Genomic DNA, 20,319 nt, shown 5'->3' with positions numbered 1-20,319 from the left:
ACCTGTGATGATCAATCTCGAACTTCCCAAGAAGCTCAAGGCTTCCGCGAATCAGGCCCATCAGGTCGCCGCCCAGATCTTCCGACCCGTCTCCCGCAAGTACGACCTCGCGGAACACGAGTATCCCGTCGAGCTCGACACGATGGCGGCAATGGTCGAGGCGCTCAACGATTCCGGCCAGGGCGCAGCGGGTGCGACGCTCGGCCGCGAAGGCAAAGAAAAGAAGTCCGACGGCAACAACGCCAACGGCGGAAACATGGCCGGCCTTCTCAATGTCATCGAAACCTGCTGGGGCGACGTCGGCTTGACACTGTCCATCCCCTACCAGGGCCTCGGCAACTCGGCTATCGCCGCGGTCGCCACCGACGAGCAACTCGAACGATTCGGCAAGGTGTGGGCCTCGATGGCGATCACCGAACCCAGCTTCGGATCGGACTCGGCCGCAGTCACCACCACTGCCGTTCTCGACGGCGACGAGTGGGTCCTCAACGGCGAGAAGATCTTCGTCACTTCCGGCGAGCGCTCCTCGCACGTCGTCGTCTGGGCATCGGTGGACAAGTCGAAGGGCCGGGCCGCGATCAAGTCGTTCGTCGTTCCCCGCGATGCGCCCGGATTGAGCGTCGCGCGACTCGAGCACAAGCTCGGTATCAAGGCCTCCGATACTGCGGTACTGCTGCTGCAGGACTGCCGCATTCCCAAGGACAACATCCTCGGTTCGCCCGAGGTCAACGTCGAGCAGGGCTTCGCCGGGGTCATGCAGACCTTCGACAACACCCGCCCGATCGTCGCAGGCATGGCGATCGGTCTCGGTCGCGCAGCACTCGAGGAACTGAGGGGCATTCTGTCTGAGGCGGGGGTGGAGGTCAGTTACGACACTCCTGCGAACAACCAGCACGCCGCGGCCGCCGAGTTCCTCGCACTCGAAGCCGACTGGGAAGCCTCCTATCTGCTCGCCCTGCGGGCGACGTGGATGGCAGACAACAAGAAGCCCAACTCGCTCGAGGCATCGATTTCGAAGGCGAAGGCCGGTCGTACGGGTACCGCGGTCTCACTCAAAGCCGTCGAACTCGCCGGCACCTACGGGTACTCGCAGCGCCCGCTGCTCGAGAAGTGGGCCCGCGACAGCAAGATTCTCGACATCTTCGAAGGCACACAGCAGATCCAGCAGCTGATCGTGGCCCGCCGTGTGCTCGGGAAGTCGTCTTCCGAGCTGAAGTGACCGAGCTGAAGTGACCGAGCCGACGTAGACCCTGCAACACGGCTCGACGCTCCCCAGGGGAGGCAGGCGAAACCCTCGCCGCACTCGAGTGCGGCGAGGGTTTCGCCTTGTCGGGGCTCCTCGAGATCCAGACATTTCCCCTCACGAGGGTCCCTGGCGCCGCTAGCGTGTGGTGAAGTTCACCGCAGCCGAGGGGGTCCCGTGCCCGAGCAGGACGTTCTGGAACGACTCACAGGTGGTCGCGCGAGCATGCGTCAGATCACCGACAGTCTCGGCGCCCTCGCGGTCATGCACCGCTGCGGCCTGTTGCATTTCCCGCGCATCGATCGAAGCCTCGCGACCATGGCCGCCGCCAGGAAGTACGGTCCCTTCGCCGGCGCGGTGCATGCCCACGCCACTCGAGGCCTCGACGCCACGGCGATCTCCGACGAACGCGGTGGTGTCACGTATATAGAACTCGACGCGGCTTCGAACGCGCTGGTCCGCGCATGGATATCCGACGGGGTGACACCCGGATCCATTGTCGGTGTGATGGCCCGCAACCACCGGGGCCTGGTGCTGACGATGGTGGCTGCAGCAAAACTGGACGCGCGACTGGTGATGATGAACACGGGGTTCGCGCCGCGGCAACTCGTCGAGGTTGCGGCCCGAGAGCAGGTGTCGGCCTTCGTGTTCGATTCGGAGTTCGCGGCCGTCGCCGCAGCGCTACCCGCCGATGTCCGAAGATATCTCTCGTGGCAGGACGATCCCGTTCAGGGGATTCCCACCCTCGATTCCGCGGCCGCGGGTTTCGACCGCTCCGCTGTTCCTCCGCCCGAGAACTTCGGCGGCTTCGTCCTGCTCACGAGCGGCACCACCGGCACACCCAAGGGCGCCCCCCGCGCGCGCACGTCACCACTGGCCTCCGCGCAATTCGTCGACCGAGTCCCGTTGTGTGAAGGACAGACGATGGTGATGGCGGCACCGGCCTTCCACGGAACCGGGGTCTCGCAGCTGGCACTCGCGCTGGCACTCGGGCAGACGGTGGTGATGGTGCGCCGCTTCTCCCCGATCGACACCCTGCGAGCGATCGAGACCCACAGCGGGGACATCCTGGTCGTCGTCCCCACGATGCTCCAGCGCATCCTCGCGCTGGGCGCACCGAAGATCGCCGAGTTCGATACCGCGAGCCTGCGCATCATTTTCTCGGCCGGCTCGGCACTGTCTCCCGACATCTGCCGCCGCACCAGAGAGTCGTTCGGCGACGTCCTCCACAACCTGTACGGCTCGACCGAATGCGCGGTCGCGACCGTCGCAACGCCCGAGGATCTTCGTCGCGCACCGGGGACTGCGGGTCGTGCACCGGTGACCTGCCACGTCGAACTGTTCGACGACGATGGTGGCCGCATCACCACACCGGGCGTGATCGGCAGGATCTTCGTCAAGAGCGGACTGAGCTTCGCGGGTTACACCGACGGCCGCGACAAGGAACGCCTCCGCGGCCTGCTCTCCACCGGCGACGTCGGGCACTGGGACGAACAGGGCTATCTGTTCGTCGACGGCCGCGACGACGACATGATCGTCTCCGGCGGAGAGAACGTGTACCCACTCGAGGTGGAGAACGTGCTGGCCGAACGCGAGGATGTACTCGATGTGGCTGTGGTCGGTGTTCCCGATCCCGAGTTCGGTCACCGGCTGCGGGCCTTCGTGGTGCCGGACCCAGATTCCCGGCCCGCCGCCGACGAGATCAAGACATTCGTCAGGTCCAACCTCGCCCGCTACAAGGTTCCGCGCGACGTAGTGTTCGTCGACCGACTACCCCGCAATGCGACCGGCAAGCTTCTCCGTCGAGTACTCGAAGAAATGGATCCGGTTGCGCCTGACGACGAGCACGGAGACGACGAAAAGCGAAGGCCGGTCTCCTGATTCGGAAGACCGGCCTTCGCGTTGGTAGCGGGGACAGGATTTGAACCTGCGACCTCTGGGTTATGAGCCCAGCGAGCTACCGAGCTGCTCCACCCCGCGTTGCATGTCCAAAGCTACACGAGCAGGGAAACGAAAGGCAAATCGCCTGGGATACCGGCGCTTTGGCACGGATTCGGTGACCTGAGCCACTTTCCTGTCGTGATCCCCCACACATAACGAATGAATAACAAGTGTGCAACTAGGCCGCAAACTTCGCGCCTCACCTGCACTGACGCATCCCCGAGTCTCACATTTTGGACATCGATAGTTGAAATCTGCAGGATGACGCCTCGCCCCATTCACTTGTACGGTCGGTCCCGGTTCGAATCCGCCGGACCACCACCGGCCCGCAGCCGCCGAATCTGCCCGCGGGAACCGGTGCCTACGAAGACCTTCGGAGGGGCAGAGGCACACGCACTACCACCGCAACCCGATCGGTTGTCGATGTCGTGCGGTTGCTGCGAGCGCGAGAGGACCACCCAGCATGACCACACTGTTGAACAAGCACGCACTTCGCACCGTCATCGTCACAGGCGCACTCGCCGCCATCCCGCTCGGCCTTGCTGCGGGCACCGCCTCCGCCGCTCCGAACAACTGGGACGGTGTCGCGCAGTGCGAAAGCGGCGGCAACTGGGCGATCAACACCGGCAACGGCTACTACGGCGGTCTTCAGTTCTCCCAGAGCACCTGGGAAGCCAACGGCGGCACCGGTAACCCCGCCAATGCTTCGAAGGAAGAACAGATCCGGGTCGCCGAGAACACGCTGCAGACCCAGGGCCCCGGCGCATGGCCCACCTGCGGCCAATACCTGACCACCGAGACCGCACCGGCAGCACCCGCACCCGAGGCACCTGCCGCCCCGGTCGTGCCCGATGCCCCGATCGCCGAGGTGCCAGCTCTCCCCGCCGAGGTCCAGCAGGCGATCGACGCTGCGGGCGACCTCGCCGCGCAGCACGGCTTCGACGCGCAGTTCTCGCAGCTCGTCAGCGTCGCCGGACTCTGATCCCGCCGCGAACAACGACGAGGCCATGCCACCGGCAGGGCCTCGTCGTCTCATATGGCACCAGGCCACCGAACATCCCAGCTGCTACTCAGCCGCCACTCGACTGGTAGCTCTCGACCGCGCGCTGCACCCGCGCGAGGGCATTGCCGTAAGCGTCGAAGTCGCCACTGCGCTGCGCGTTCGCGAGCTCATCGAGCGCCGAATCCAGTTCGGTCACTGCAGCCTCACGGCTCGCCGGTGGCACCGCTACCGGCGGCGACCCCGGTTCCGGCTGCTGACCTTCGTCGGGCACCGCACCCTCGACCGGCTCGGAGCGAGTGTCGTCCTCGACCTCCGCGCTCGACACCGCTGACCCACCGGGAGCCGTCGCGGCGTCGCCGACACCGGGACCGAATACCTGATCCAAGGCCGCGGCCAGGGTCGGTGCGTATCCGATCCGCACGCCGCCGCCCGAGCCCGGCTCACGGTAGCTGACCAGCACGCGCGACAGCTGCGGGAACGTCGATGTACTGCCCGCTGTCGGATTGCGCTCGGTGTACATCGGTTGGACGTACAGGATGCCGCCCTCGGCAATCGGCAACGTGAGCAGGTTGCCGTACTGGATCCGGTTGGATCTTTCGAGCAACGTCCGCTCGGAGGCGACACGAGTGTCGGAGATCATCGCGTTCTGTGTCTGCTCCGGACCGAAGGTCTGCGTGTCGGTCGGCAATTGCAGGATCGTGAACTGCCCGTAATTCTCCGGATCTGCCTCCACCGAGATGTACGCAGACAGGAACTGACGGTTGTAGCCCACCATCGCGGACGTCAACCGGAATCTGGCGTCAGCGGTGTCCTCATCACCCATCAACAGGTAGTACGGCGGCTGATTGGCGGTGGTGTCCACCGTCGGGTCTGCCGGGACCGACCAGAACGCGTTGTTCGTGAAGAATTCGAGTGGCTCGTCGACGTGGTACTTCGCGAGCATCTCGCGCTGAACCTTGAACAGATCCTCCGGGTAACGGAAGTGCGAACGAAGCTCGTCGGAGACCTGATCCTGCGGAGTCACTGCATCCGGGAAGACCCCCATCCAGGCATTGAGAACGGGATCCTGCTCGTCGACCTGGTAGAGCGTGACAGTGCCGTCGTACGCGTCGACGGTGGCCTTCACCGAGTTACGGATGTACGAAACTTCCTTGCGAGGCAGCAGACGTCCGGTGTTCTGATCGATGCTGTCCTCGAGGAGACCTTCGAGCGAGCTGCGCTGGGCATACGGATAGTTGTCGAGCGTGGTGTACGCGTCGACGATCCACACGATGCGGCCATCCACTGCTGCCGGGTAGGCGTCGCCGTCGGCGGTGAGCCACGGCGCAACCTTCGTTACGCGGTCGCGGGGGTCGCGGTTGTACAGAATCTTCGAGTCGCCACCGATCGCGCTGGAGAAGAGGATATTGCGCTCGGCATAGGTCGCGGCGAATGCGAACCGGTTGATCCAGTTGCCGATATCGACGCCGCCCTCACCGGTGTAGGTGTAGGTCTCGGTGTCGGTGTCGTACTCGCGCGGTGCTGCGCCCTCACTGCCACCGACGATCGCGTAATCCGGGTCGGCCTCGGCGATCACCTCACCGAAGTAGATGCGCGGCTGCTCGACGGGGATGACCTGGTTGCCTGCCGCCTGAGAGGCGAGGTCGCTGATCATATAGACCGGGTAGCCGCTGTTGCTGTTCGCAGCCTCTTCCGCCGAGGTGCTGGCGGCGGCGTTGACTCGATTCGCAGGAGCGGCGACCAGACCGTTGCCGTGGGTGTACACGGTGTGGCGGTTGATCCAGTCGGTCTGGTTGCCGGTCAGGCTCGTCGGAGACAACTCACGTGCGGCGACGATGTAGTCCTCGACACGCCCCTCGACCTCGTAACGGTCGATATCGAGAGACTCGGGGTAACCGTAGAAGTTCTTGAGCTGAGTCTGCTGAGTAAAGGTGCGCGGGAGCACATTCGGGTCGAGTAGACGGGTGTTCGCGATCGTCGTGATATCGGCGGGAACCTCCTCGGGAGAGACTGTGCCTACTCCGGGATAGTCCTTGTACGTCACCTTGTCATCGGTGATTCCGTATGCCTCACGCGTGGCCGCGATGTTCCGTTCGATGTACTCGCGTTCCTTGTCGGCAGCGTTCGGCCGGACGGAGAACTGCTCGACCATGAGCGGGTAGATCGCGCCCACAAGAATCGACGACAGCACCAGAAGCGCCGTTGCAAGAGCAGGGATCCGCAGATCGCGGAACACGATCGCCGCGAAGAACGCGATCGCACAGATGATGGCGATCGCCATCAGGATCAGCTTGCCGGGCAGAACCGCATTGATGTCGGTGAAACCTGCGCCGCTGAACGTGGGTTCCTTCCGGCCGCTCCACAGCAGTTCGTACCGGTCCAACCAGTAGGCCACCGCCTTGAAGGCGACGAACAGGCCCGCAAGGACCGCCAGCTGAATCCGAGCCGCATTGGAGATGTGGCCACCAGTACCGCCCCGCCCCGCGAGGCGGATTCCGCCGAAGATGTAGTGGGTGACCAGACTCGCGAAGAACGACAGGATGATCGCGACGAACAACCAGTTGAGGACGAAACGGAAGAACGGCAGGTCGAACGCGTAGAACCCGACGTCCAAGCCGAACTGAGGGTCGGTGGTGCCGAACGACCCCCCGTTGAAGAACATCTGGACGGTCACCCAGCTCGACTGGGCGATCAGGCCGGACAACACGCCGATGCCGATCGGGATACCGAGCCCGAAGGCACGCATCCGGGTCATGACGGTCGTGCGATACCGCGCGATCGGATCGCCGGGACCGGCTGTCGGCACGAACACCGGTCGCGATCGGTAGGCGAGGAACAGTGCAAGCCACAGCACCGCCGCCACCACGAGGCCGACGACGAAGAACAGCACAACTCGCGTCAGAAGAACTTTGACGTACACGCCGCGGAAATCGACGGAGCCGAACCACAGCCAATTGGTATAGGTATCCAGGATTCTCGGGCCGAGAAGCAGCAGCACGGCCACCACCAAGGCGAGAATCAACAGAGCTTTGCTCCGCTTCGACAGACTCGGTACTCCGGTCGGGGGCCTCATGCCCACGTGCCACGCTCCCAACTCGTACGGCGACGCGGCGATCCGCGCCGTCTCCACCTCGTGTCACAATCCGGTGACCGTTTCGCCCTACTCTACGGAAACCGCGCGCCGCGGGTGCACCCACCGCTCCGGTGGACACATCCGGGACTGTCGAATGTCAGGATAGGCATGTGAACGATCACCTTCCTGTTCCTTCCCCCGATGCGCTCTCGCATGCCGTCCACGAGATCATCGATTTCGTCGATGCGGAGGGCTGGGACCGACCTCCGGTGATGTTCGCCCTCGTCCCCACGGCCTTGCTCGCAGCCGCGGAACCGACCCTCAGCGACCAACTCGACGACGGCCACCAGTACACGCCGATCGTGCAGGATCTGCTGCCCGACGACATCGAGGGCGGCAGTCCCGCACTGGAGGAGTTCCTCGCGACAACAAGCTGGCCGGCTTCGGTATCCGGGTGTGCCCTGGTGCAAGAGATCGTCGTGCTCCCCCCTGCCGCGGAAACCGACCTGGATGAGGCGCTCGTCCCTCTGCTGGCCGACAGACATGCTGCCGACGATGCCGCCCTCGGCGCAGCACATGCGCACCCGGATCGCCGCGAGGCGCGATTGATCTCTGCGGTGCTACGCGACGGCCCGTCGATGAGCCTGCTCGAGCTGCGTCCCACGGACGACGATCCGTTCGCGGGCGCCGAACTGCGCGTCGCCGACGACCTCGCGCCGAATGTCATCGAGGCGTTGTATGCGACGCTCGAGGCTAGCGAGGACGACTGAGCGGCACCCGCGCGGTGTCCGGTCAGCGAGAATCAGCCGCAGGTGGGCGCGTCGCCTCCTGAGGTGATGGCCGCGAGGGCGTCGATTGCACCCTCGAGTGTTTCCACCTCGATCAGCCGGATACCGTCGGGCGTGTCGGACAGCGCTTCGGCGCAGTTGTCGGCCGGAACCAGGAAGAACTCGGCGCCGTCCTCGGCGGCCGCCGTCAACTTGTGGGTGATACCGCCGATCGGTCCCACGGCACCGTCCGAATCGATGGTCCCGGTACCTGCGACGTGCTTTCCACCGTTGAGTTCGCCCTCACTGAGTTTGTCGACGAGCGCGAGGCTGAACATCAGGCCCGCCGACGGGCCACCGACGTCGGCGAGGTTGAACGTGACGGAGAACGGGACATCCGGGAGTTCCTCCGTACCGATTCCGAGAAAGCCCTTGTCGGGGTCGCTGGGGCGTCCCCCCACCGTGACGGGAACAACCTCCTCGACGCCGTCCCGTTCGACCGTGATCTCCAGATCACTGCCCGGCGCGGTGTCGCCGACCACGCGCTGGACCTGACCGGCGGTGCTGACCACCTCACCGCCCACCGCGAGGATCCGGTCGCCTTCACGGAGCAGATCCGTTGCCGGGGCATCATCGGCCACCTGCGCAACGCGGAGCGTGACGGGCATGTCCAGATAGTGGAGCGCAGCGAGTTCGGCACTCCGCTCGGACTGCGCGAACTGTGCGTGATCTGCCGCCTTGACCTCGTCCTTGCTGCGCGTCGGCGGGTACACCTGTTCGCGCGGCGCCAGACCGTAGCGTCCGCTGAACCAGGCCAGAACTGTCTGAGCGAGCGTGAGGTTGTCGGTGACCCCCACCGTGGTCATGACCAGTTCACCGGTGGTGGGGTCGGATTCGACGCCCTCGATCTCGATGACCGGTGTCCCGTCGACCTCGCCGAGCGTGTCGAAGGTCGGCCCCGGACCGAGCGCAACATAGGGCACACGCACATTGAATGCCAGCACCGCGAGGACCAATACCGGGAGCAGAACGGCAACGGGCAACACGAGGCGTCGATTCACCCGGCCAGGGTAGCGGGCGCGCGCTGTTCGCGTTCAGCGTGACCGCACCGGCCGTTTCCGACTCCGTCCCCTTGTACCGTTGACGGTATGAGCGACACCCCCTTCGGATTCTCGAACCCCGACGACGATCCCGACCGCAAGAAGGACGGGGGGTCCGACGGCGGTGCAAGCGGCTCCGAAGGCGGATTCCCGTTCGGTTTCGGAGTTCCCGGCAGCGGCGGCGACAACCCGTTCGGTGCACAGGGCTTCGACCCCTCCCAGTTCGGGCAGATGCTGAGCCAGTTCGGCCAGATGCTCAGCGGCATGGGCAGCGCAATGGGCACAGGCGAGTCCGGTCCCGTCAACTACGAGGTGGCCACCAAGCTGGCCCGTCAGCAGATCGGATCGGTGACCCCCGTGTCGGCGGGCACGACCGACGCTGTGCGCGACGCCGCGCGCCTCGCAGAATTGTGGCTCGACGCAGCGACAACGCTCCCCGCCGGCGCCACGAAGGCCGTGGCATGGACGCCGGTCGACTGGCTCGACAACACGCTCGACACGTGGAAGCGCCTCGCCGATCCGATCGCGGAGCAGGTCAACGGCATGATGGCACAGGGTCTTCCCGAAGAGGCCCGAGCAATGGTCGGGCCGATGATGGGCATGTTCGCCCAGATGGGCGGAATCGCGTTCGGCTCGCAACTCGGCCAGGCGCTCGGTCAGCTTTCGAAGGAAGTGCTGACCTCGACCGACATCGGTATCCCGCTCGGCCCCGAAGGCACCGTGGCGTTGATGCCCGCGGCAATCGAAACTTTCGGAGAGGGACTCGAACAGCCGGCTCAGGAGGTACTGGTCTTCCTTGCGGCGCGCGAATCCGCCCACCAGCGGCTCTACAGTCATGTGCCGTGGTTGCGGCAGCGTCTGCTCGGTGCGGTCGAGGAGTACGCGCGCGGAATCAAGATGGATTTCTCGGCGATCGAGGATCTTGCGCAGGGCATCGATCCGGCGGCACTGACCGACCCGTCGAAGATCCAGGAACTCCTCGGCCAGGGCGCGTTCGAACCTCAGACCACGCCGGAACAGAAGGCCGCGCTCGAGCGGCTGGAGACGATGCTCGCGCTGGTCGAAGGCTGGGTCGAGATCGTCGTCTCCGACGCTCTCGGTGATCGCCTTCCCGGGGTCGCAGCACTGAGTGAGACTCTCCGCCGTCGACGCGCAACGGGTGGTCCCGCGGAACAGACCTTTGCGTCGTTGGTGGGCCTCGAGCTCCGGCCACGGAAGCTGCGGGAGGCCGCGACGCTGTGGCGACGCCTCACCACCGATGCCGGTGCCGACGCACGCGACAAGGTCTGGGCACACCCCGACCTGCTTCCGGATTCCTCCGACCTCGACAATCCCACGGCATTCGTCGACCGGGTGATCGGGGGCGGAACCGATGCATTCGACGACCCCATCGCGCAGCTGAAGGCGACCATGGAACGCGAGAAGGCCGAGCGCGACGACAACTCGGACGACGAGAATCCCGACGCATCGAACTGAGACCTGTTTACTCTGGTCACAGGCGTTCAGCCCTGTGGATAACTCAGTGATCTGCCCTCGGCCGGACCACCGCGGCTGCGAAGCTTCCCGGTATGACCAGTTCCGTTCGTGCCGAAGCGCAGGTTGACACCGGTAGCGACACCGGCCTTTCATTCGATCCCGCACTACTGGTGTTGAGACGCGCCGACGGTCGCGTGCAGGTGGGGTGGGGACCCGAGACCGGTCGCGTCATCGTGCCGCCCGCGGGCCTCGATGAATTCGATGTGCGGACCGTCCTGCAGTTGCTGGACGGTGCGCACACGGACGACGAGATCGTCGAGACGGCCGTCGAGCGAGGCGCAGATGCCGGCGGCGTGCGGTTGTTGCTCGACGATCTGGTGGCAACCGGACTCGTCCGAGGGACGGCATCGACCAAGACCCGTGTCGCCCCGACGCCCGCGCATCGGATCAGGGTCTACGGCGATGGCCCGCTCGCCGATGCACTGTGCGCGCAGCTGGCGTTGCGGGATACCAAATGGTCCCGCGCGGGTAGATACACCGGCGACGAACGTCTCCAGGAGGGTCTCGCGTGCGTGGTCCTCGCAGATATCCAGGTGCCCGATCCGCTCGTGGTGCGCGACCTCATGCGGCACCGTGTCCCGCACCTTGTGGTCCGCACACGGGACGGCCGAGGAATCGTCGGTCCATTCGTCGTCCCTGGCAGCACGAGTTGCCTACGGTGCGCCGACCTGACCCGCACGGATCTCGATCCGTCATGGCCCGTTCTCGCCGCCCAGCTGTGGGACCGGCCCGGCCACGCCGCGCGCGCGGTGGTTCTCGCCACCGCTGCCTTCGCACTGGCCGAGCTCGATGTAATTCTTGCCGGGTCCCTGCCGCTCGCTGTGGCCGATCACACGGTGGAGATCGATCTGTCGTCGTTCCGGCTGTCGAAACGCCGCTGGTTCCGTCACCCCGACTGCGAGTGTTCGATGTCGATGTGACCCGCCCCGGGTCGAAGATGATGTGGGACCGGTCAGGCATGATGGTGTGCGTGGCCGACATCCCTCGCAAAAGCTCTTCCCGCACCGCCAAACTCGCGAGTATCCCGTTGGGGATCGCGGGACGCGCCGCGATGGGCTTCGGTAGGCGTCTGGCAGGGGGCGATCGCGACGAGATCGACGCCGAGATGGCAGCGAAAGCCGCCGAGCAGCTGTTCACCGTGCTTGGCGAGCTCAAAGGCGGCGCCATGAAGCTCGGGCAAGCGCTCAGCGTGATGGAGGCTGCGGTCCCCGAGGAATTCGCCGAACCGTATCGAGAGGCTCTCACCAAACTCCAGGCGGAGGCGCCGCCGCTGCCCGCAAAGGCCGTGCACCACGTACTCGACCAGCAGCTCGGCACCAAATGGCGCGAACGCTTCACCTCGTTCGACGACGTACCGACCGCCTCGGCCAGCATCGGTCAGGTACATAGGGCGGTGTGGTCCGACGGTCGGGAGGTTGCGGTGAAGGTGCAGTACCCGGGCGCCGACGAGGCGCTGCGCGCAGATCTCAAGACCCTGTCGCGGTTCGCGAGCCTGTTCTCGACCGTGATGCCGGGCACCGACGTCCGCGCAATCCTCGACGAACTCTCGGCGCGCACCGAGGAGGAGCTCGACTACCGCATCGAGGCCGACAATCAGCGTGCGTTCTCTAAGGCCTTCGCCGACGATCCGCAGTTCCTCGTACCTCGCGTGGTCGCAAGCGCGCCCAAAGTTACTGTCACCGAATGGCTTTCCGCTACGCCCTTGTCTTCGATCATCACCGGCGGGACACAGGAGCAACGCAATCGCGCGGGCGCTCTGCTCGCCGAGTTCCACTTCTCCTCCCCGACGCGAGTGGGGATGCTGCACAGCGATCCGCACCCGGGCAACTTCATGCTGCTCGACGACGGGCGGCTCGGTGTCATCGATTTCGGCGCCACCGCAGCGATGCCGGACGGTTTCCCGCCGGTATTGGGCCGGATGGTCCGGCTCGCCGTCGACGAGCGGTTCGACGAGCTGACGCAACTGCTGTACGACAACAAGTTCGTATTGCCCGGCCGGACGGTCACGGATCGGGAGATCGCCGATTATCTCCGGCCGTTCACCGACCCCATCCGGACAGAGTCGTTCCACTTCACCCGATCGTGGTTGCAGCAGGTCGCGGGTGTGGCCACCGACTTCTCCGGTCCTCAGTTCCGGACCGCCCGCACGTTGAATCTTCCGCCCGAGTATCTGAGCATCTTCCGGGTTCTGTTGGGTTCGGTGGGGATCTGCGCTCAACTGGACGCATACGCGCCCTACATGCGGATCCTCACCGAGTGGATGCCGGGGTTCGTCGACGAGTGACCACCCCGGGCGGCCGGAGCATGACCCTCCCCCGGCCGCCTGAGTAGATCATGCACACACCAATTCCTTGTCGGGATCGGTGACGACGGGATGCTTGCGCGGACGCCCCCGGGGGCGCTTGCGTGCGACGACCGTTCCACGGTCGAGGATTTCGCCGCCCCACACTCCCCAGGGCTCCTCGCGATCGAGGGCGGCTGCGAGGCACCGCGAACGCACGGGGCATGCGGAACACAGTTCCTTGGCACGTTCGAGGTCGGCGGGTGTCTCGGCGAACCACAGGTCCGGGTCGTAGTTGTGGCACGGCAGGATTCCGGCACGCGCACCGGTATCTCCGTCGGAATCGTGCGGGGCGGTCGACAGGGTGTCGCTCGGCACGAGAGCTCCTTTTCGATGGTTCGGATGAAATGCGGTGCGAACCCCGGCCGAAAAGCAAGAAGGCCACGGTCCGCTGGGCGGGGTCCGTGGCCTGGAATCGGAATCGTCTACCGGAGGCGAACCTCGGGCAGAATCCTGACCACGGACGAGACGGCTGCTGCACGCACACGACGGGCACGCGGAGCAGCCACGTCGGCTGCCCCGGCGGCGGGGGCAGCGATGAGTGCGAGCGCTGTGAAGCCGAGCATCGGTGCTACCTCCTACCGTGATTCGTGCACGGGCTCTCCCGTGACATCGTCATTCAGAGTAGTGATGCCCCCGCGGATGACACAAGTTATTTTCTACCTGCGGTTTCACACTTCCGCGGCGGTTACGTTGGACGCATGACACTCGCGACGACAAGATTCATCCCCGTGCTCGATTGCCCCGACCCGCGAGCGCTCGCCGGTTTCTATCGCGACCTACTCGGCTGGCGGATCGTGACGGACCGCGACGAATGGTTCGAGCTTGCCCGCGACGACAGCACCGCGATCGCATTCCAGCTCGCCCCCGACTTCGTTCCGCAGCGATGGCCGGAGGAAGGTGTTCGCGCCCACCTCGACTTCAGCGTTCCGAATCTGGACGAGGCCGAGGGAGTTGCACTCGACCTCGGCGCCACCCGCGTTCACGGCCCATCGGCAACCCCGACGTTTCGTGTGTTCCGCGACCCAGCGGGCCATTACTTCTGCCTCTGTGCCTGCTGACAGGACTTCGCGTCGCCGGATCGGAGATCGGTGACCGAACGCCGACCGAGACCGTATTGCAACCGACCGAACACCGTCGCGCAACCCCCGCGCTCTTGTCGAATGCGACGATCGGTTGATGCGGAAGTTGTGTGTGAGGTCAATGTTACGTGTGTTGTCTGCGTCGTCGGTTATAGTGCTGGCCTCGAGCATCGGGTTCGGCGGGCTTGCCGCGGCTCAGCCGAGTGCGGAGCCACAGCCGCCTGGAACCAGCGCGGTGTCGGACATTGCTCCACACGTGGTGGAGACCCGGGAGATCTCCCCCACTCACACCGTCGTCGACGTCTACTCCCCGGCAATGGATCGGGTGATCTCCAACGACGTTCTCCGGCCGGCACACGGCGGATCGCTGCCTACGTTGTACCTGCTCAACGGGGCTCTCGGCGGTGAGGACGGAGTCGGCTGGATGAACAATTCACAGGCCCCCGCGTTCTTCGCCGACAAGAACGTGACCGTCGTACTGCCGATCGGCGGGCGGTTCAGCTTCTACACGGATTGGGGCGCCCCAGATCCGATCCTGGGCATCAATATGTGGGAGACGTATCTGACCCGGGAACTTCCGGGTGTGATCGACCGCGAGTTCGGCGGGACCGGACTGAACGCAGTCGCGGGATTGTCGATGAGCGGTGGGCCCGCTCTGGATCTCGCGATCCAGGCGCCCGATCTGTACCAGGCTGCTGCATCGTTCAGCGGATGTCCTGCACCGAGCAACCTCCTTGCCAGCGTGGGCATCTCGACCATGATCGCCAGCGGGCTGAACAACCCGTTCAACATGTGGGGCCCGCCTGGCAGCCGGGGGTGGAAAGCGCACGACCCCGCTGCCAATGCCGCGAAACTCGCCGGTACCGCCGTGTACGTCAGCGCGTCCCGCGGGGCTGTGGGTGCGGTGGACCGGATCCCGGAGGGCGCGATCCCGCCGGTCGGCGGCATGGTCGTCGAAGCACTCGTGCACCGATGCACCGCAATGTTCGTCGATTCGCTCGAAGCAGCGGGTGTCCCGGCGACGGTGTCGATGCGTGATACCGGCGCCCACACCTGGGCCTTGTTCGAAGATCAGCTGCGCGAAGCGTGGAGCACCACGATCGCCCCGGCTCTGCAGACCCGCTGAGTCCCTCAGTTCTGGGTCTTACTGTTCTGGGTCTTACAGATCGAGGGTGTCGCCTGCTCGCTCACCGCGCACGAGTGCGAGGACGTCGGCCCCGAACTGTTCGAGTTTTCTCGCGCCGATCCCCGGGATGGCGACGAGCGCCCGATTGTCGGCGGGTTGTTGTTCTGCGATCGCGACCAACGTGTTGTCGGTGAACACCACGTAAGCGGGAACCGAGAGTTCCTTGGACCGGTCGCGTCGCCAGTCCTTCAATGCCACCAGCAGGTCCTCGTCGAGGTTCGATGGGCACCCTTCGCACCGGCCGAGTTTCGTGGAGGTCGACGTCATCAACGGTTTGCCACAGACCCGGCATTGCGGCCGCTTCCGCCTCGGCGGTGCCGGTTCGATGATCTTCGATGCCGGCGAACTATCGGGGATCAACCCCAGCAGGAATCGTGATCGGCGGCGGGTCTTGCGCCCACCCTCCGTGCGCGACAACGCCCACGAGAGTTGCAGATGCACACGCGCGCGTGTCACCCCTACATACAGCAGCCGGCGTTCCTCCTCGATGCCGGCTTCGTCGGGTGCGGTGTCCTTGTCGCCGGTGACGTGAGTGATCGGCAACATGCCGTCGGTGAGCCCGACGAGGAACACGGCATCCCACTCGAGCCCCTTCGCCGCGTGCAACGACGCGAGGGTCACGCCCTGCACGGTCGGTGGCTGCCGTGCTTCGGCGCGCGCCGCAAGATCGCGCAGCAGGCTCGCGAGCGTCAGATCCGGTTCGTGTTCGAGGAGTTCCTCGGTGAGTTGCACGAGGGCGGTGAGCGACGCCCACCGCTCGCGCGCCTGGGTACCGGCAGGTTCGGTGTCGGTCAGGCCGAGCGGAACGAAGGTGGCACGGACCAGGTTGACGAGGTTGCTTCCGCGATCCGCGTCCTCGGGCAGGTCGTCGCGCGAGCCGGTCTGGCGCAGGGCGTTGACCGCCTGGCGCACCTCGGCGCGCTGAAAGAACCCCTCGCCCCCTCGAACTTGATAGGGAATGCCGGTCTCGGTGAAGGCCTGCTCATAGGCCTCGGACTGAGCGTTGATCCGGTACAACACGGCGATCTCGGAGGCCGCGACGCCGTCGCGCAGCAGCTTGGCGATGGCCTTCGCGACGGCTTTCGCTTCGGCGGGTTCGTCGTCGTATTCGGCGAAGACCGGTTCGGGCCCCGCGGGACGCTGCCCGATCAGTTGGAGCCTGGTGCCGGCGATCCGGCCCCGCGCTTGACCGATCACCCGATTCGCGAGGTCGACGACCTGTGGAGTGGATCGGTAGTCGCGTTCGAGCCGGACCATGGTGGCCTCGGGAAACCGGCGGGAGAAGTCGAGCAGATACTTGGGCGACGCTCCCGTGAACGAGTAGATCGTCTGGTTGGCGTCGCCGACCACCGTCAGATCGTCCCGTTCGCCGAGCCACGCATCGAGTACGCGCTGCTGCAGCGGTGTGACGTCCTGGTATTCGTCGACGACGAAACACCGATACCGGTCGCGGAACTCCTCCGCCACCGTCGGGTTTCCTTCGAGAGCGCCGGCAGTCTGTAGCAGCAGATCGTCGAAGTCGAGATAGATACCGTCTTCGCCCCGGTTCTTCAGGGATTCGTATCCCGCGTAGACCTTCGCGACCCGCTCGGCGTCGGCGGGCGGCTCACGCCGTGCCCGGGCGGCGGCCGCAGGGTAGTCCTCGGGCGCGTGGAGTGACCCTTTCGCCCATTCGATCTCGGACAGCAGGTCGCGGACCGTGTCGGTGTCGGTCGGGAAACCTGCGCGATGTGCTGCCTGGGACACCACCGCGAACTTGCGGTCGAGCAGATGCCACGGAATATCGCCGACGACCTGCGGCCAGAAGTAACGCAGCTGCCGAAGAGCGGCAGCGTGGAAGGTGCGGGCCTGAACCTGCGGACCCGATCCGCCGACCCCGAGCTCCCGGAGACGCGAACGCATCTCGCCCGCGGCGCGCGCCGTGAAGGTCACAGCGAGGACCTGCCCCGCCGAGACATGGCCGTCGGAGACGAGGTGAGCGATCCGGCGCGTGATGGTGCGGGTCTTGCCGGTACCGGCGCCGGCGAGAACACACACCGGACCCCGGGGTGCGAGGACTGCTGCTGCCTGTTCCGGGTCGAGACCGTCCACCGCCGCTTCCACACGCATGACCCCCATCATGACAGTGCCGACCGACATCGCGACCTACCGGCATCATCACCGTGCGTGCCAACTGTGCCCGAGAACACATTCGAGGGGAAAGGGAACAGATCGGGGGCTGCGCGACGTTGTCGCCGTCATGACGACCTCCGATATTTCGACCGCCGACACGCACGCGCTCACCATCTACTCGACCACATGGTGCGGGTACTGCAAGCGCCTCAAGAAGCAACTCGACGAGAACGGCATCGGCTACGCCGAGATCGACATCGAGTCCGACCCCGCTGCCGCGGAGTTCGTCGGCAGCGTCAACGACGGAAACCATGTCGTCCCGACGGTGAAGTACGCGGACGGGACGACCGCAACCAATCCGCCGCTGTCCGCCGTCAAGCGGGCGCTGGGTCTGTAGATCGGCCGGTCGGGTCGGGCGGTGCGGGTCACGGACCTGCACCGCCCGACTCATTCGGTGAGCACTCATCCACCGGGAGCCGGGACAGCCGATTCTGCCGCCCGGCTCACCTCCTGCCACGCCGACCAGGTGTCGACACGCTGTTTCGCTGCGTCGATGGCCGCGTCGAGGACCGCGCTGCCCAGAATGAGACGCAATGGCGGCGCATCACTGTCCACGAGTGCGCTGATCGCCGTTGCAGCAAGGGCCGGCTCGCTGTCGATACTGGCATCGGCGAACTGTTCGGCGATGTCGGCGCGGAGCTGCGCGTAGTCGTCGGACGGCTCGGTGAATCCCATCCCGGTGTAGAGGTCGGTCCAGTATCCGCCGGGTTCGACGATGGTGACGTCGACGCCGAAGCCCGCAAGTTCCGCAGCAAGTGCCTCACTCGCGCCTTCCAGTGCGAACTTGCTCGCGCTGTAGATTCCGGAGGTCGGTCCGGTGACGACACCGCCGATGCTCGAGATCTGCACGAGGTGGCCACCTCGCTGGCGCCGCATCACACCCGCCACCGCCTGGCTCACCCATAGCGCCCCGAAAAAGTTCGTCTCGATCTGAGCGCGCACCTGCGCTTCGTCGAATTCCTCGACGAATCCCGACCACATGGTTCCGGCGTTGTTGATCGCGATGTCGATGCGACCGAAACGTTCGACGGCGGTATCGACCGCCCCGAAGACCGCCGCGCGGTCGGTGACGTCGACGGGAAGCCTGAGCACTCTGTCGTCGTCGAGATCGGTGACGGTGTCGATCGTGCGGGAGACGGCGACCACACGGTCGCCCGCCGCGAGCGCTTCATCGACGAATGCCCTACCCAGACCGCGGCTCGCTCCGGTGACGAACCACACGCGCTCCCGCGTATCCGATCGAGTCATTTGCACCTCCTCGAAATAAGACGAGACGTTCCGTCTCGTTATGATCGAAATGGTAACCCCGCCCCTTGCGCGAGTCAATACGGTCCGTCTCGTCTCGACTGGAACGTATGATCGCGCCATGCCCTCCATCGAACCGGACCGTTCGCGACGCAGCGCCGCCTCCCACACCGCAATACTCGATGCGGCCGTCGAACTCGTGGCCGAAGTCGGCTACGCGCGCCTCTCGATCGAAGCAATCGCCACACGCGCCGGTGTCGGGAAGCAGACGATCTACCGGTGGTGGCCGTCCAAGGGGGCGGTGCTCCTCGACGCATTCCTCCGCAAGAACACCGGCGATTCCGAGAATTCGCCGGGCTTACCCGACACCGGCGACCTCGACGCGGACCTGAAAACGGTGATGCGCGCGTCGATCGAGGAACTACACGACCCCGCATTCGAGAAACCCCTCCGCGCACTGACCGTCGCGGTCCTCACCGACGACGCACTCGCCGAGGAGTATCTGCGGCGGTTCGAGGCACCCACACGAGAGATGAAGAAGCAACGACTCCGAACGGCACAGGAATCCGGTCAGCTACCGGACGACCTCGACCTCGACGCCGCACTCGACGCGATCTTCTCGCCTCTGACCCAGCGATGGTTGTTCCGTACCGGGCCACTGACGGCCGACTACGCCGACCGCATGGTCGAAGTCGCGCTGGACGGAATACGCCGTACCGATACGGTGATCAGCCGTTGACCCAGCCGGAGATCAGTCCGCGCGCGATCGAGATCGAGCCGGGCAGCAACAACGGTGCGTCTTCCGGCGACGCCCAGTCGCCTACGGCGAGGGCAGCGCGCACTTCCTCGCGCGTGAACCACCGTGCCTCAGCGATCTCTCCGTCCAGGAACTCGACCCTCTGGTCCGGATCCGCCACTGCGGAGAACCCGAGCATCAGCGAGCGCGGGAACGGCCACGGCTGACTTCCGAGGTACTGCACGTCGTGGACGTCGACACCGACCTCTTCGCGGATCTCACGAACCACGCAGGCTTCGAGCGACTCCCCTGCCTCGACGAATCCCGCCAGCACGGAGAAACGACGCTCGGGCCACGACGGCTGGCGGGCAAGCAGGACCCGGCCATCGCCGTCGTGGACGAGACAGATGATGGCCGGATCGGTTCGGGGGAATTCCTCGTGACCGGTCACGGTGCTGATCCTCGACCAGCCGGCGACCGTGGGCTCGCTGGGGGAACCGTCGACAGCGCTGAACGCGGCCTGGTCGTGCCAGTTCAGCAGCGCCACTGCACTGACCATCAGATCGGCGTCGGCATCACCGAGATCTTCGCCCACCCGGCGGAGGTCGGCGACCGTTCCGGTCTGTGCGAGCACACGGACCGCCCACACGTGCAGACCGTCGCGAATCCCGAGGAACACTGCTCCGGATACAGGTTCCGGCCCCAGTTCGGTGGCCTCGGCCAGCACGAGAACCGATCCGACGACAGGCGCCTGGCCTCGGCGATCGATCCGCAAGAGCTTCGCTGTTGCCCATCCGGCACGAAGCGCGTCGACGTCGGATCGCAGTTCCTCGGCACGGTCGACGACGGTGCGCGACAACAGCGGTGTCTCACCCAATGCGAAAGCCGTCACAC

Annotated in this window: 18 protein-coding genes and 1 tRNA gene; 11 read left to right on the top strand and 8 right to left on the bottom strand. The window is 65.5% G+C overall.

Going from position 1 to position 20,319, the window contains the following annotated elements; all coding sequences use genetic code 11:
• Positions 1 to 7 precede the first annotated feature (7 nt).
• Together HCA61_RS01390 and HCA61_RS01385 are read left to right on the top strand one after the other, a co-directional pair.
• Positions 8 to 1,219 carry an acyl-CoA dehydrogenase family protein gene (locus HCA61_RS01390; protein WP_169685951.1) on the top strand — a complete coding sequence of 404 codons (1,212 nt, stop codon included), beginning with the start codon at positions 8 to 10 and terminating at the stop codon, positions 1,217 to 1,219.
• A 249-nt stretch (positions 1,220 to 1,468) separates the two neighbouring features.
• Complete coding sequence (locus HCA61_RS01385; RefSeq protein WP_169686812.1) at positions 1,469 to 3,124, top strand: acyl-CoA synthetase; 1,656 nt, start codon at positions 1,469 to 1,471, stop codon at positions 3,122 to 3,124.
• 22 nt (positions 3,125 to 3,146) lie between these two features.
• Here HCA61_RS01385 and HCA61_RS01380 read toward each other — a convergent pair.
• Positions 3,147 to 3,223, bottom strand: a tRNA-Met gene (locus HCA61_RS01380).
• 424 nt (positions 3,224 to 3,647) lie between these two features.
• Here HCA61_RS01380 and HCA61_RS01375 point away from each other — a divergent pair.
• Positions 3,648 to 4,166 carry a transglycosylase family protein gene (locus HCA61_RS01375; protein WP_169685949.1) on the top strand — a complete coding sequence of 173 codons (519 nt, stop codon included), beginning with the start codon at positions 3,648 to 3,650 and terminating at the stop codon, positions 4,164 to 4,166.
• Positions 4,167 to 4,254: 88 nt separating this feature from the next.
• Here HCA61_RS01375 and HCA61_RS01370 read toward each other — a convergent pair whose 3' ends face one another.
• Positions 4,255 to 7,266: a UPF0182 family protein gene (locus HCA61_RS01370; protein WP_247273586.1), complete on the bottom strand. Its 3,012-nt coding sequence runs from the start codon at positions 7,264 to 7,266 to the stop codon at positions 4,255 to 4,257.
• A 164-nt stretch (positions 7,267 to 7,430) separates the two neighbouring features.
• Between HCA61_RS01370 and HCA61_RS01365 the strand changes: the two genes are divergently transcribed.
• A complete protein-coding gene (locus tag HCA61_RS01365) occupies positions 7,431 to 8,030 on the top strand; it encodes a PPA1309 family protein (protein ID WP_169685945.1) in 600 nt (199 codons plus the stop codon).
• Between the two features lie 32 nt (positions 8,031 to 8,062).
• On the opposite strand, the gene HCA61_RS01360 is transcribed toward HCA61_RS01365, so the two are convergent.
• Positions 8,063 to 9,088, bottom strand: a complete 1,026-nt coding sequence (locus tag HCA61_RS01360; protein WP_169685943.1) for a PDZ domain-containing protein — start codon at positions 9,086 to 9,088, stop codon at positions 8,063 to 8,065.
• A gap of 87 nt (positions 9,089 to 9,175) precedes the next feature.
• On the opposite strand from HCA61_RS01360, the gene HCA61_RS01355 reads away from it, so the two are divergent.
• The 3 genes from HCA61_RS01355 (at position 9,176) to HCA61_RS01345 (ending at position 12,947) form a co-directional block, all read left to right on the top strand.
• The gene (locus tag HCA61_RS01355; protein WP_169685941.1) at positions 9,176 to 10,603 is read left to right on the top strand and encodes a zinc-dependent metalloprotease; all 1,428 of its coding nucleotides are present in this window, start codon (positions 9,176 to 9,178) and stop codon (positions 10,601 to 10,603) included.
• 92 nt (positions 10,604 to 10,695) lie between these two features.
• Positions 10,696 to 11,583 carry a TOMM precursor leader peptide-binding protein gene (locus tag HCA61_RS01350; protein ID WP_169685939.1) on the top strand — a complete coding sequence of 296 codons (888 nt, stop codon included), beginning with the start codon at positions 10,696 to 10,698 and terminating at the stop codon, positions 11,581 to 11,583.
• A gap of 38 nt (positions 11,584 to 11,621) precedes the next feature.
• Positions 11,622 to 12,947: an AarF/UbiB family protein gene (locus HCA61_RS01345; RefSeq protein ID WP_169686811.1), complete on the top strand. Its 1,326-nt coding sequence runs from the start codon at positions 11,622 to 11,624 to the stop codon at positions 12,945 to 12,947.
• Between the two features lie 48 nt (positions 12,948 to 12,995).
• On the opposite strand, the gene HCA61_RS01340 is transcribed toward HCA61_RS01345, so the two are convergent.
• Together HCA61_RS01340 and HCA61_RS01335 are read right to left on the bottom strand one after the other, a co-directional pair.
• Positions 12,996 to 13,256, bottom strand: a complete 261-nt coding sequence (locus tag HCA61_RS01340; RefSeq protein WP_308198788.1) for a WhiB family transcriptional regulator — start codon at positions 13,254 to 13,256, stop codon at positions 12,996 to 12,998.
• Between the two features lie 173 nt (positions 13,257 to 13,429).
• Positions 13,430 to 13,570: a hypothetical protein gene (locus HCA61_RS01335; protein ID WP_169685935.1), complete on the bottom strand. Its 141-nt coding sequence runs from the start codon at positions 13,568 to 13,570 to the stop codon at positions 13,430 to 13,432.
• 135 nt (positions 13,571 to 13,705) lie between these two features.
• On the opposite strand from HCA61_RS01335, the gene HCA61_RS01330 reads away from it, so the two are divergent.
• Both HCA61_RS01330 and HCA61_RS01325 read left to right on the top strand, forming a co-directional pair.
• Positions 13,706 to 14,065, top strand: a complete 360-nt coding sequence (locus HCA61_RS01330; RefSeq protein WP_169685933.1) for a VOC family protein — start codon at positions 13,706 to 13,708, stop codon at positions 14,063 to 14,065.
• 256 nt (positions 14,066 to 14,321) lie between these two features.
• A complete protein-coding gene (locus HCA61_RS01325; RefSeq protein ID WP_247273541.1) occupies positions 14,322 to 15,212 on the top strand; it encodes an alpha/beta hydrolase family protein in 891 nt (296 codons plus the stop codon).
• 33 nt (positions 15,213 to 15,245) lie between these two features.
• Here HCA61_RS01325 and HCA61_RS01320 read toward each other — a convergent pair whose 3' ends face one another.
• Positions 15,246 to 17,381: an ATP-dependent DNA helicase UvrD2 gene (locus tag HCA61_RS01320; RefSeq protein ID WP_169685931.1), complete on the bottom strand. Its 2,136-nt coding sequence runs from the start codon at positions 17,379 to 17,381 to the stop codon at positions 15,246 to 15,248.
• Positions 17,382 to 17,526: 145 nt separating this feature from the next.
• On the opposite strand from HCA61_RS01320, the gene HCA61_RS01315 reads away from it, so the two are divergent.
• A complete protein-coding gene (locus tag HCA61_RS01315) occupies positions 17,527 to 17,781 on the top strand; it encodes a mycoredoxin (protein WP_277874478.1) in 255 nt (84 codons plus the stop codon).
• 65 nt (positions 17,782 to 17,846) lie between these two features.
• On the opposite strand, the gene HCA61_RS01310 is transcribed toward HCA61_RS01315, so the two are convergent.
• Entirely contained in the window at positions 17,847 to 18,692 is an 846-nt protein-coding gene (locus HCA61_RS01310) for an SDR family NAD(P)-dependent oxidoreductase (protein ID WP_169685930.1), read from the bottom strand.
• Positions 18,693 to 18,810: 118 nt separating this feature from the next.
• On the opposite strand from HCA61_RS01310, the gene HCA61_RS01305 reads away from it, so the two are divergent.
• A complete protein-coding gene (locus tag HCA61_RS01305; protein ID WP_169685928.1) occupies positions 18,811 to 19,428 on the top strand; it encodes a TetR/AcrR family transcriptional regulator in 618 nt (205 codons plus the stop codon).
• On the opposite strand, the gene nudC is transcribed toward HCA61_RS01305, so the two are convergent.
• Complete coding sequence (nudC, locus tag HCA61_RS01300) at positions 19,418 to 20,317, bottom strand: NAD(+) diphosphatase (protein ID WP_169685926.1); 900 nt, start codon at positions 20,315 to 20,317, stop codon at positions 19,418 to 19,420. The genes HCA61_RS01305 and nudC overlap by 11 nt on opposite strands.
• Between the last annotated feature and the right edge of the window lie 2 nt (positions 20,318 to 20,319).

It is taken from the genome of Rhodococcus sp. HNM0563 (assembly GCF_012726195.1).
GTDB lineage: Bacteria > Actinomycetota > Actinomycetes > Mycobacteriales > Mycobacteriaceae > Rhodococcus.
The sequence above is the reverse complement of the archived record's forward strand: the minus strand, read 5'-3'. Positions and strand labels throughout refer to the sequence as shown.